General features: G+C 36.6%; 10 protein-coding genes and 2 pseudogenes. 3 read left to right on the forward strand and 9 right to left on the reverse strand.

Translation table 11 applies throughout. From position 1 onward, the window contains the following. Positions 1-105: 105 nt before the first annotated feature. Together H7K77_RS16765 and H7K77_RS16770 are read right to left on the reverse strand one after the other, a co-directional pair. Positions 106-1,584: an aldehyde dehydrogenase family protein gene (locus H7K77_RS16765; protein ID WP_186579430.1), complete on the reverse strand. Its 1,479-nt coding sequence runs from the start codon at positions 1,582-1,584 to the stop codon at positions 106-108. Positions 1,585-1,883: 299 nt separating this feature from the next. Beyond that, positions 1,884-2,885, reverse strand: a complete 1,002-nt coding sequence (locus H7K77_RS16770; protein WP_407926442.1) for an NADP-dependent oxidoreductase — start codon at positions 2,883-2,885, stop codon at positions 1,884-1,886. A 424-nt stretch (positions 2,886-3,309) separates the two neighbouring features. On the opposite strand from H7K77_RS16770, the pseudogene H7K77_RS16775 reads away from it, so the two are divergent. The 3 genes and pseudogenes from H7K77_RS16775 to H7K77_RS16785 form a co-directional block, all read left to right on the forward strand. Next, positions 3,310-3,438, forward strand: a pseudogene (locus tag H7K77_RS16775) (GntR family transcriptional regulator); the annotation flags it as partial. After that, on the forward strand, positions 3,431-4,975 hold the full coding sequence (gene gntK, locus H7K77_RS16780; RefSeq protein WP_186579433.1) for a gluconokinase: 1,545 nt from the start codon (positions 3,431-3,433) through the stop codon (positions 4,973-4,975). The pseudogene H7K77_RS16775 and the gene gntK, both read left to right, overlap by 8 nt. A 42-nt stretch (positions 4,976-5,017) precedes the next feature. Then, positions 5,018-5,113 (forward strand): annotated as a pseudogene (locus H7K77_RS16785) (hypothetical protein); the annotation flags it as partial. 132 nt (positions 5,114-5,245) lie between these two features. Here the strand turns inward: H7K77_RS16785 and H7K77_RS16790 are convergent. From H7K77_RS16790 to H7K77_RS16820, 7 genes are all read right to left on the reverse strand, one after another. Continuing rightward, positions 5,246-7,903, reverse strand: a complete 2,658-nt coding sequence (locus tag H7K77_RS16790) for a putative bifunctional diguanylate cyclase/phosphodiesterase (RefSeq protein ID WP_186579436.1) — start codon at positions 7,901-7,903, stop codon at positions 5,246-5,248. Positions 7,904-8,133: 230 nt separating this feature from the next. Then, positions 8,134-8,790 carry an SDR family oxidoreductase gene (locus tag H7K77_RS16795; RefSeq protein ID WP_186579438.1) on the reverse strand — a complete coding sequence of 219 codons (657 nt, stop codon included), beginning with the start codon at positions 8,788-8,790 and terminating at the stop codon, positions 8,134-8,136. A gap of 251 nt (positions 8,791-9,041) precedes the next feature. Continuing rightward, a complete protein-coding gene (locus H7K77_RS16800; protein WP_328701150.1) occupies positions 9,042-9,344 on the reverse strand; it encodes a CD3324 family protein in 303 nt (100 codons plus the stop codon). A gap of 269 nt (positions 9,345-9,613) precedes the next feature. Further along, a complete protein-coding gene (locus tag H7K77_RS16805; RefSeq protein WP_186579439.1) occupies positions 9,614-10,144 on the reverse strand; it encodes a CBO0543 family protein in 531 nt (176 codons plus the stop codon). 260 nt (positions 10,145-10,404) lie between these two features. Continuing rightward, positions 10,405-11,253, reverse strand: coding sequence for a pentapeptide repeat-containing protein (locus H7K77_RS16810; protein ID WP_186579441.1), 849 nt, complete (start codon positions 11,251-11,253; stop codon positions 10,405-10,407). Between the two features lie 229 nt (positions 11,254-11,482). Then, entirely contained in the window at positions 11,483-12,037 is a 555-nt protein-coding gene (locus tag H7K77_RS16815; protein WP_186579443.1) for a CBO0543 family protein, read from the reverse strand. Between the two features lie 84 nt (positions 12,038-12,121). Further along, on the reverse strand, positions 12,122-12,589 hold the full coding sequence (locus H7K77_RS16820; RefSeq protein WP_186579564.1) for a hypothetical protein: 468 nt from the start codon (positions 12,587-12,589) through the stop codon (positions 12,122-12,124). Positions 12,590-12,593 lie beyond the last annotated feature (4 nt).

The following is a 12,593-nucleotide window of genomic DNA, read 5'->3' on the forward strand; positions in this document are numbered from 1 at the left end:
ATTAGTTAAATTTTGTGAATTAAACAAATTAAGCAGCCCAACTATTAGCTGGGCTGCTTTATATAAAAAAATAGATTTTGTATAACTAGTTTCCTAAATACAGCATTATTTCGGTATATAGGCTAAATCTTTATTTTCTGGTACATTTATGACATGGGTATCTACATAAGCAAGGATTCCTTCTTTGCCGTATTCACGTCCAATACCAGACTGTTTTACCCCACCAAATGGATATCTAACATCAAGTCCTTGTACAGCAGCAGTATTGATCATCGTTGTACCTGCCTGTATACGCTTAGCAATCTTTAAGGCATGCCCTTCCTCTCCCCATACAGAGCTTGTTAGACCGTAAATACTGTCGTTAGCAAGTTCGAGTGCATGTTGATCATCATCAAAAGGAATAATTGGAACAGTCGGACCAAACTGTTCTTCAGAAACAATTGGATCATCTTGACTGGCACCTAATACTACTGTAGGCTGCATGAAGTATCCTTTTTCGAACAAGTCTTGGTCAAGTATCTTACCTAGCTCAACTACTTCTGCCCCTTTACTTTTAGCCTCATCTAGTAAACCCTGCACATATCGCACTTGATTTTCGTTATTAACAGGGCCAACTGTCACGTTCTTGTCAAAAGGATCTCCAACCCTTAACCATTTGTTTGCTGCTTCTATATATTTTTCAACAAACTGATCATAGATAGATCTATCTACATAAATTCTTTTTGCAATCATACAGATTTGTCCTGCTGTAAGAAAATTAGAGATGACTAGTCGCCTCATCGCTTGCTCATCATTTACGTCAAAGTCACTTAAGACTACAGCAGCATCATTGCCACCTAGCTCTAATGTCATATTTTTAATCGTATCTGCCGCAGATCTCATAATGTGCTTGGCCGTTTGTGTACCACCCGTAAATGCAATTTTAGCTACTTTCGGATTGGATGTTAACTCTACACCAACCTCCGATTCCCCATGAACAAGATTTAACACTCCCGGTGGGAATTCGTCAGCAATAATTTCCGCAACTTTACTAACAGCTAAAGGTGCTAGTGGACTTGGTTTTAACACCATTGTATTGCCTGCTAACAGAGCAGGTGCTATTTTAATAGTCGAAAGCGATATAGGATAATTCCAAGGTGAGATGGCGGAAACTACACCGATCGGATCTTTTGCAACAATCGTCTTCCCGTTATCATGCTCCTCGATATTGTCTTTTAATACTTCCTTTACATTATCGCAAGCATACTCCATCCACATTAAAGAAACAGCTATTTCACCTTTTGAATCATACAACGGCTTTCCGTGCTCTCGGGATAATAGCTCAGCAACTTCAGGTGTAGCATATTTGATTTTTTCAATTGCTTTCCTCATCCGATCTACTCGATCATCAATTGATGATTCTCTCCATGTCAGGAATGTATCCTGTGCCTCGTCAATTGCCCTTTTTGTATCTTCCACCGTATTTACTGGAGCATACCCAACACTCTCATCTGGGTTGGCAGGGTTTTCTCGTGGTTCTTGTTTCTCTGTTTTATACTTTTCTCCATTTATAATCGCATCTATTATAATTGGATCGTTAGACATAGAGTATAATCTTTCCCTTCTGTTTATTTTTCTATATGCGCAAATAGATAGTTTAATAGATATAATTTTCACTGTATATAAAAACTATACCCTTTGATCAATATCTAAAACAAAAAAGGGTCAGACCCGCTAGAGTATATTACCTCATCAAAGGTTCTGACCCAATTTAATAAACTTCTTTTTCAAATGTTTCCCCCTAGGCTATCGTAGGAATCCGGAGCTAGACATCTTTAATTTTATACTTTTTATCTCCTATAAAAATGGCAGGCCCTCCATAAAACGGTGGGCCTGCCTCATTATTAGATTAATTTCACAAGCTGTTTACCTATATTCTTTCCTTTAAATAAGTCTAAAAAAGCATCTGGTATTGCTTCAAATCCTTCTTTAATCGTTTCTCGGTAGGAGAGTTTTCCTTCTTGCAACCATTGACCAAGCTGCCGCGCTCCTTCTGGGAATCTTTCTGCATAATTTCCCACTGTAAAACCTTGCATAAGGGCACTTTTTTTAATAAGTAAAGATTGCACTCTTGGTCCGAGATCGATTTCTTCCAGGTTATAAGAGGAGATCGCACCACAAACCGGAACACGTGCAAAAGTATTCAATTGGCTCATTACCGCATCCGATATTTCGCCACCAACATTATCAAAATAAACATCAACACCGTTAGGACAAGCTTGTTTTAAATCAACTGCGATGTCATCGGTAGTTTTATAATTGATAACCTCATCAAAATGTAGTTCATCTTTTAAATAGCTGATCTTTTCTTCAGATCCCGCTATTCCGACTACTCTTGCTCCTTGAATTTTCGCAATCTGACCAACAACAGAACCAACCGCACCTGCTGCTCCAGAGATAACAACCGTTTCCCCAGCTTTTGGTTTTCCGATATCGAGTAAGCCGAAGTACGCTGTTAAACCAGTCATTCCTAAAATACCTAAATAGGTAGTAACTGGTGCAAGGCTCGTATCAATAGTCCGGACCTCATTTTCAGTTGCCAAATAATATTCTTGCCAACCGAACATTCCCATCACCATGTCACCTATTTTAAATTTATCTGATTTAGACTCGATTACCTCTCCAATCGAACCTCCCTGAATTACTTCTCCTACCTTAAATGGCTCCACATAGGATTCCGCATCAATCATTCGTCCACGCATGTAGGGATCAACGGAAACATAATGTGTACGAATTAACACTTGCCCATCTTTAGGCTCTTCCACTTTAGACTCCAAAAATTTAAACGTATCCTCGTCAGGAACACCCGCAGGTCTCTCCGCCAAGATAATTTGTCTATTTTTCACAAAAACCACACTCCTTTTTGGGACATAGGGACAGGTCCCTTGTCCCATAATTATATAGCTACTACTAGACTAATCCAAATTAAACAGCTTATAAACTTAAGTTGCTTTTAGAAGATATATTTCTGTTTTGGGAGGATATATCGTTATATTTGGAAGATATCAAACAAGTGGGTGGATAAGCAGAAGAGTTGGGACGATGAATATCTTCTAAGTTAGATTCATAACACTTCTCCGCTGAACAATTTCTCTAAAATTAGAAAAGCGCTTGCAAAATAGATTAATTCATATCAATATACTTGTATACAAGTACACTTGAATGAAAAGGAAATGGCTAACTGACAGAATCGCTAAATTATCAATACCCCGAAAATGGCTTTGCGAAGGCCTCTACTGGTGAACGTATAGTTTGTAAGTTGCGAATGAGATTAAGTCTAAAGATAGAGCATTGATGAGCAAATCGCTACATGAAACCTTTGATGATGTTCAAGGTACAGTGGATGATTTGTGGAACTCTCAACAGTTGCTAAACAAGGAGGAAGAACAAAGTGACTAAATACATGTTAGGTGTAGACATAGGAACGACAAGTACGAAAGCAGTTTTATTTAGTGAGATAGGCGAAGTAATTCAACAGGAAAACATTGGCTATCCCCTTTACACACCGGATATTGCTACCGCTGAACAGGATCCAGAAGAAATTTTTCAAGCTGTATTGCAAGCGATTACTAATATTATGAAGCACCAGCCCAACAAAAAAATTGAGTTCGTTTCCTTTAGTAGCGCGATGCATAGTTTGATCGCAATGGATGAAAAGGACGAAGCCATTACCCCCTGCATCACCTGGGCAGATAACCGAAGTGAAGCATGGACTCGTAAAATAAAAGAACAATGGAACGGACATCAAATTTATCGGAGAACTGGTACCCCGATTCACCCGATGTCTCCATTAAGCAAAATAACATGGTTAACGAACAAGCGTCCTGATATTGCTAGTAAAACGAAAAAATACATCGGTATAAAAGAATACATTTTCAAAAAATTCTTCGACGTGTATGCGGTTGATTATTCCTTAGCTTCAGCAATGGGGATGATGAATCTTGAAAATTTAGATTGGGACACAGAAGCATTACAAGTAGCTGGAATATCTAGTAATCAATTATCTGAGCTTGTCCCTACAACAAAAATATTTAACAATCTTCAAATTGAGATCGCTAAACAGACAGGACTTGATCCACAGACACCTTTTGTAATTGGCGCTAGTGATGGCGTCCTCTCCAATTTAGGCGTAAACGCAATTAGAAAAGGTGAAATCGCTGTTACGATTGGAACAAGTGGTGCGATACGAACGATTATTGATAAACCACATACAGACGAAAAAGGAAGAACATTTTGCTACGCGCTTACTGAAAATCAATGGGTTATCGGTGGTCCTGTAAACAACGGTGGAATGGTCTTGCGTTGGATAAGGGATGAATTTGCCTCATCAGAAGTGGAAACAGCGAAAAGATTAGGGATCGATCCGTACGAAGTTTTAACCAAAATAGCAGAACAAGTCAGACCAGGATCAGATGGGGTATTGTTCCACCCCTATTTAGCCGGGGAACGTGCGCCATTATGGAATCCAGATGTACGCGGTTCCTTCTTCGGTCTAACGATGTCACACAAAAAAGAACATATGATTCGAGCAGCCCTAGAAGGCGTCATTTATAACCTATATACGGTGTTTATCGCTTTAACAGAGTCGATGGATCAACCTGTTACAAGGATACTTGCTACAGGAGGTTTTGCCAGATCTGATGTTTGGCGTCAAATGATGTCCGATATTTTTGAATCAGAAGTAGTGGTTCCTGAAAGCTACGAAAGCTCCTGTCTTGGCGCTTGCATATTAGGCTTATATGCCACTGGAAAAATTGATTCTTTTGACGTTGTTTCGGAAATGGTTGGAAACACATTTAAACATGTTCCAGAAGAAACAGCTGCGAAAGAATATCGAAAATTATTACCGATCTTTATACATCTATCACATGCATTGGAAGATGATTATAAACGAATTGCAGACTATCAAAGAAGTATTGCAAATAAAAACATCTAGGAGGAATTATTATGCCATTAGTTATTGTCGGTACTGGAATATTCTAGTGCTAACTTCCTACATGCGCAACGAGATTATTTCGGTGCACATACGTATGAACGTAACGATCAAGAAGGCGTTTTTCATACAAACTGGTAATTGCTTCTCCAGGATTGTACAGTTTCCTTCCTAATTTAAGAGTTAAGAAAAACAGGCTTGAGATCTGTTCTCAAGCCTGTTTTTCCTATAGATATGGTGGCAAAACACTAATAGATTCGAGAAAAAATTCTGTTAGAAAGTATCGTCTGTCCCAAGTAGAACCTCTGTCCTTTTACAAAGAAATTTCTCCATTCCTTGACTATTTATAGGAGGGCTAAACAAGTAGCCTTGAAGTTCAACTGTGCCTAGCTCCTCTAATTTAGCTTTTTCGTCTTCCGTTTCGACCCCTTCCGCAACGACATTAAGATCTAGTCCTTGTGCGATATCTAAGATCGAGTTGACTAACAATGCTTTCTTCTCATCGAAGTTTATTCCCTCAATAAATAGTCTATCAATCTTCACTTCATCAATTGGTAGCTCCAATAAATGGTTTAACGAAGAATAGCCTTTCCCAAAGTCATCGATGGAAATAAGGACCCCTAGACTTTTTAATTTTTGAATAACAACCGAGACATGCTCTGGATCTTTTATAAACACACTCTCTGTTATCTCAAGCTTAAGATAATTAGGATCCATCCCAGTTTCCTTTAATACCCTTTCTACCAAGGTTACGAGCAAATCTTGCTGAAAATGCTTAGCGGAAATATTAACAGCGATTGGGACTTTTAATAGGCCTTGATCATGCCACGCTTTATTTTGTTTACAAGCTTGTTTAAGTGACCACTCATCAATTTGTAAAATTAACCCGATGTCCTCTGCAACCGGGATAAACGTTCCTGGTGAGACGAAGCCTAACTTAGGATGATGCCATCGAATTAATGCTTCCATACTTGTTACTTTACATGATTTCATCTTCGGTTGATAATATAGCTCAAAACCGCATCCCTTATCGACCACTTGTCGAAGTGCATTTTCGACAATCAATTGCTCCTGAAATTTATTTCTCATTGATTCATTGAAGAACTGAGCGACATTGCCGCCCTTCTCTTTTGATATGTACATGGCAATATCTGCACATTTTACGAGTGTGTCTAAATCTTTGCCATCCCGCGGATACATGCTGACACCGACGCTTGACGTAATAAAAAGCGTTTGTTCCTCTACTACAAATGGATTCGCAAATTCTTGGATAATTTTATCCAAAGATGCCGATACATCCGTCTCATTCGTGACTGTCTCGACAATAACAAATTCATCCCCACCTAATCTAAATATCTCTCTCTTTTGTGCCACCTTTAAATTACTAAGTTTGTCAGCTGTTACCTGCAGTAAAGCATCGCCTGCATCATGACCTAATGTATCATTTATTTGCTTAAATTGGTTTAAATCAATAAATATAACTGCAAAACACTTAGTTGTCTTCATTTTAATCATATTTCTAACATAATTTTGGAAATGAAGTCTGTTTGGAAGCTGTGTCAACGCATCATAAAATGCAAGATGATGTAGCTTGTCTTCTGATTTTTTCAGCTTATTTGTCTGTTCAGTCAATATTTTATTCATTTTATTACTATCACGGAATAGTTCTTTAATCTTATCTGCCATAACCATGAGGTTCTGTGTCAAAATCCTCAGTTCTGATACATAGCTCTGCGGCCAGTGTACGTTTTCCAAATTATGAAGTTTTTGTGGCAGACCCGTAGTTGCGATTGTTAATTGACGTAAATTATTCATAAAGATGCGACTTACCGTTGCTACAAGTACAATCATAAATAATGCAAAAATAAGTGAATTTTTTAATTGACCTAAAAAGCTACCATAGATTAACTCCTGATAGTGCATAATAGGAAATTGAAAAACGATATTCATAGATACAGTGTCTAGCTTCGTCTCATAAAGATATAGACCTTCACTCCATCTATTTATTGATGTACCTTGTTCATTAGGGATTGCCTCCAATATGTCGCTTGAAAACCTATTAATTTGATAATTATCCTGCCAACTATACCGCTCATCTAATGGAATTTCAGCTGTGCTCGATGCTATCACATATTCCACCTTGTTAGTAAGATAAAAATCAAACTCTTCCGGCACACTTTGTTTTACAAGTTCTTGGATTTCCTGTCTTTGTTTTCCGTTGATACTAAGTGCTTTTTTTATATCTGCAGAATCCCATAAAGATAGTTTCTCTTCGATTTGATTGATATTTATCTCTGCCAGCTTTACAAGGTGGGAAGAAATAAAATTATTAGCTTGATTAGTGTTTACACTTAAGAAAAACGGAACAAGGATAGAAATAACCGTTATGTGCGATAGAAATTGATGAATAGAAACATTATTTCTATTTAACTTTTTTCTTTTAAACAGTTTATAGAAAGGGAAATAGGCTAATAACATATCAGCAATTAACACGTTACATAAACCGTTTATCATATCTTTACATATTTGAAAATATAAGACATTGCCTGATAAGTAGGTAGAATGAAGTAAGAAGGTAGCGATCAAACCAGCTGTTACCCAATATAAGGCATCCACAAAAAACATCTTTGCACTTCTACCCCGGAAAAAAAACGCTCCTACGAACAATAATTCCATTAGTAAAATGGTCTGAGAGGAAATATTAATAAAATCATGAGGGATAAATAGGAAGGTTACTATACCAATTACCATTGCTAAAGAAAGGCCAAACAACCGTAGAATAAGGAATAGAAAAATGCTTGCAAAACTAAATGAAACACCATACATTAGCTGAATAGGAAATATAATGGATAGTACCGTACATGCCGTTAAAGCAACAAAAAGATACAGTTCTTTATGAATACGTGGAACCAGCTTGGTGAACCTTGTCATATTTTACCATCCTATTCTAAACCATCTAACCATCTATCATATAGTAGGAAAAGTTTATTATTAAACTGTATTATTCCTATCTTGTCAATATATGTATAATAGTAGCATATATGTAAGAATTTGAGTATCCTTTTATTATACGAAAAAGTTTAAAATATACAGTTTGATTGGTAAAAAAACACCCCCATACCAACTACATGATGGTATGGGGGTTCTCGCATTTATGATTTTTAAATTAATTTCAACGATTCAGCAATTGGAGTATCACCTGCAACTACTTGAAACTCCTTGCCAATTGTTGACTCATTTTCTAAGCTACCAAGAATCACGCTCGCAATATCTTCACGTGGAACCTCTCCTCGCTCCACCTTTACAGCTGCATTTATTTTACCAGTTCCTTCTTCATTTACTAATGCACCAGGATGGATAATCGTATAATCCAAATCAGTTCCTTTTAACCATTCGTCTGCATAATGTTTCGCTGCAACATACGGTGCAAATCCGGCTGGAGCGGCTTGGATTGCTTCGCGTGTAGTGTCAAAGGAACTAATCATAATAAACCGTTTAACACCAGCAACCTTAGCTGCTTCTATTGTTTTAACTGCACCATCTAAATCAACCATAATCGTTTTATCTTTACCTGTGTGCCCACCTGAACCAGCAGTAAATACAATCGCATCTACACCCTCAGCTGCTTTGGCAATATCCTCAAATTCCCCTTCTAGATCGGCGACTACCGTTTCTGCACCTAAGTCTTTAAAAAAGGGAGCTTGTTCTTCGTTACGAATCATTGCCTTCGCTTCATGGTTATAATCTTGGATGAAAGTAATCAAATGTTTCCCAATTTGTCCATTTGCTCCTACAACTAGAATTTTAATGGTTATCATCCTTTCTCATTTTTAACATCTTATTGAAAATAAGATTATACATTTATCGTAAATGTATTATGACCCTGATGTCCATTAAAGCGATTGAGCAAGTTACGAATTGTACTAGCCAAACAACGAACTCATTTCACCCTATGGTTTAGACTGGACCTTTTCCAAGAGGTATAAATAAAGCCAAATGATAAATGGGAATTCGATTATCATTTGGCCAAAAGTAATCCCTGTTTTTTTATAATAAAACTAATAGTTTGTTAATTACTTGTATAAACAATCTTCTTTATCGTTTCTACAGAAAGATAGTATTCATCTGAAATCTCTTCTATTTTCCTTCCATTTTGAAACTGTTTGACAATCTGTCTGTTTCTGGAGTCGATTTGTTGACGTGCACCTGAACATGATCCCCATTTCCGGCGGGAAGTTCCTTTTTTAGGAATATAGAGCACTTCACCATCTATATATTTCTGAATTTCAGCTATCAATTTTTCTGGTAACACTGTAGATGCTTTTGTATAACTCATATTAGCCAGCTCCTTATTTAGGTTGTTCTTTAACAAGGGCAAAGCCAATGGTTAGAAAAGCTCTAAAAGGGCGATTTCTATCATCACCCCATGCAAAGTATCGCCTTTCTAATCTAAGGCTTTGCATAGGGAAATTTGAATATTTGACAAGTTTACATTGCTTGTCATATTCATTCACCTCTCTTCTCTCTATCATTTATTAACTACTATTATTAATTATACTTTGATAAAGGATAAATTTTCAAAGCTTTATCTATCAAGTCATTTTTTTATAGTCTCGTATTCTTACTCTTAAAGGTGTCTTATTAACGAAAAACATTAGATGGAACATTAAAAACATTCCACAATATAACTATATAAAACCCAGCAAATATCCATGCTAATACCGGTTTTCTAAAATGAACATATAAAATAGAAAACATAACTAAATTGAATAAAATAGACCACCATAAGTTCCAACCGTTATGATATTGAATCAAGTCAAATTTTAAATCTATTATTTCATTAACAGCATAAAGAACTACCCATGAAAGCATATATAGTAATTGTTTCTGTTTATTCTTAACAGGGAAGTTAGATAAATAAATAAGAATAGTGGACGGATACTTAACTAACATAACAGAGAAGGCAACATGCGTATGCGTTATTCCTATACTCTCATCTACTTCTGGGGGTGAATATCTCCACATCGGGTAAATGTCTGACAGCAAATATAAATATAAGAGATCTCCAATTACGAAAAACAGAAATGTGGAATAATACTTTCTCCAATTTTTCCAGTCTCCCCATTTCCACAATGCAGCTATCCATATAAAAGCATAGATTGAATTAACCATTCATTTATAACTCCTTCTCCATTACAACTATTCAAAGTGTCTCCTAATTAATTGGAAATTAACCAACTATATACAAGAAAACCTCAAAAGTTGTGTAGTGTCTCTGCCTTAGCCCACTGCGAGTTATGTTTTACTACTTCCTGTTAGATAAAACAAGCCTTACACATTAAAAGATACTCCATTAATGTGTAAGGCTTTCGATTTTGTAAAACTCATCCCTGCATGTTTACTAAATATTGCTATCTTTGAATTCCAGCAATTTAGTCCAACCAGTGTTGAGGAAACCTCAAATGTCCTGGTAGCTTTGTATTCCGATCACCCTTAGCTGCATTCACTTGAGCTTGCGTAAGGTAAATACTTCCGGTTAACCTAGCACCACCTAAATTCGTGTCTCTCATATCTACACCAATAAAGTCGCAATTTCTAAGGTCAGCGTTTCTAAGATCAGCTGCAATAAGAATTGCACCTCTTAAGTTACTTCCTCTAAGATTAGCATCTCTTAAGTTTGCACCGATCAAGTTGCTCATTCTATCTATTTTCATCGCTTTTGTCTGACTATGTTTTTTTCCATTTGCACGCACTATTTCACTAACTTTGGAAAGTAGTTCAGATACATATGCTCGATGACTAGAAACATCTAGTCTTACTATCGAATTTGGACTCATTTCTGTGAGTTGTTCAGTCTCCACTAGTACTTGCTTTAGTTCCTTATGTAAAAGGCGCACTTCTTCTATACTAAGTGCTTCTTTTATATAATATAGCATTTCATGAAGCTGTTGCATGATAGGAAAAACGCGAAACATTTCCTCAGCTAATTCTGAATTATCTCGCCAACTATTTCCACTATACGTCATTTGGGAGACTTTTTGACCCGCTCCAAAGCATTCATATACCGTACAACCTTTGAACCCTTTATTTCTAAGATTAGTATGAATACTGCAACGATAATCCGTTTGTAAGTTTCTGCATGCCGTGCCCCCGTCCTTATTAAAAGCAAAATCAGAAGACCTAGCATAAGGCAAAGCAACACAACATAATCCAAAACAGTTTTCACAATCAGCCTGAAAATCCTGCTTGTTCTGACTGTGATTCTCTAATTCTACCGACACTGTTACACTTCCTCTTTTATATTCCTAGTTAACTGAAACTATTAGTACATCTATTATAATATCAATTTAATAAATACTATAGTTAGAAACGCGGGAAAAAAGATCAGCTATATTCATTCGACGAGAATGAATATAGCGAAACCGACAAAGCGTAACGCAGGATCGGTATCTTGTCCATTCCTGTTAGTGTTAGCAAGTGGGACAAAGGACCTGTCCCAACTTGCTAAAATTAAGCTTTGTTAGAAACCTTTAGTAACTTGATTAAAATCCATCTCACCAATATTCCAACTAGAATATAATAAATAAAAGAGTAAATATATTTCCATTTTATATATAGTACTAATTCTGCCCAATGTGCAAATGGTTCTCCAATGAAAGCAAAAATTAATGCCATACCAATTAAAGCGATGATAAATGATTTCCACCTATCAAAATATTGATAGATCAGCATAAAGGCGACGGCAACCATTCCAGCATCAAATGCAATCGCCCTATGGCCAAAAGGCGAAAGTTCAATAGGATAGACCCAAAAACCAAGCTCCTTCCCTATAGAATCCATGTATATCGTAATAAAGGTAATGATCATTCCAAATAATAAAATCTCTATCATTCTTTTTCGGTCTACTAACAATATCCAAATAATGATGGAAATGAAAAGAAAGAAGCATAAAAGCCACCAGTTCCAAGTAAATAAAGAATAGTCTAACCAACGTTCTTCGTTTAAATGCTTTGTTTGTTCACGCAGTTGCTCGATTCTTTTAAGCATCTCATAATTTTTCTTCATACTGTATAAACATCCCTTTTTCAATTGGAATACAAGGTCTCAGTTACAGTAGTCCTTCTAACACCTCTCTTGAATCTTCGAGGATTACATAGTTCCCTTCACTTTAGCAACTCCTAAAGCGTAGTGACTCCAGAGAATGTTCTCAACTAACTCAGCTTGAGTATCCTTACAATCAACAATTAAAATAACCTCCGAATGTTTACCTTTCAGAAGTCTTTTATTTTTCTTGATTATCTTCTCAGTAAAAAGGCGAATAATAAATCCGATGGAAAACCCTACGAATGCACCAATCAATCCCCAATATATTGGTCCCCACTCTAATTCAAAGCCAACGCTCGCCCCAATCACTGAAAAGGCTGTTGCTAGTGCTAAACCTACATCTATAAAAGTGGTCCCATCCGACCTATGAATCGTATCAAAAACCTTACGTTCCTCCGTGCGGTTATCTAGTGGTACCGCGTAAATACTATCTTTTTTTATCCCCTTTTTCTCTAGCATTGTGATTGCAATTTCCAAAAACGCATTGTTCTCAAATGTGGAGAATAGTTGCATAATA

The organism is Aquibacillus kalidii (assembly GCF_014280935.1).
In the GTDB taxonomy this organism is placed as follows: Bacteria; Bacillota; Bacilli; order Bacillales; family Amphibacillaceae; genus Aquibacillus_D; species Aquibacillus_D kalidii.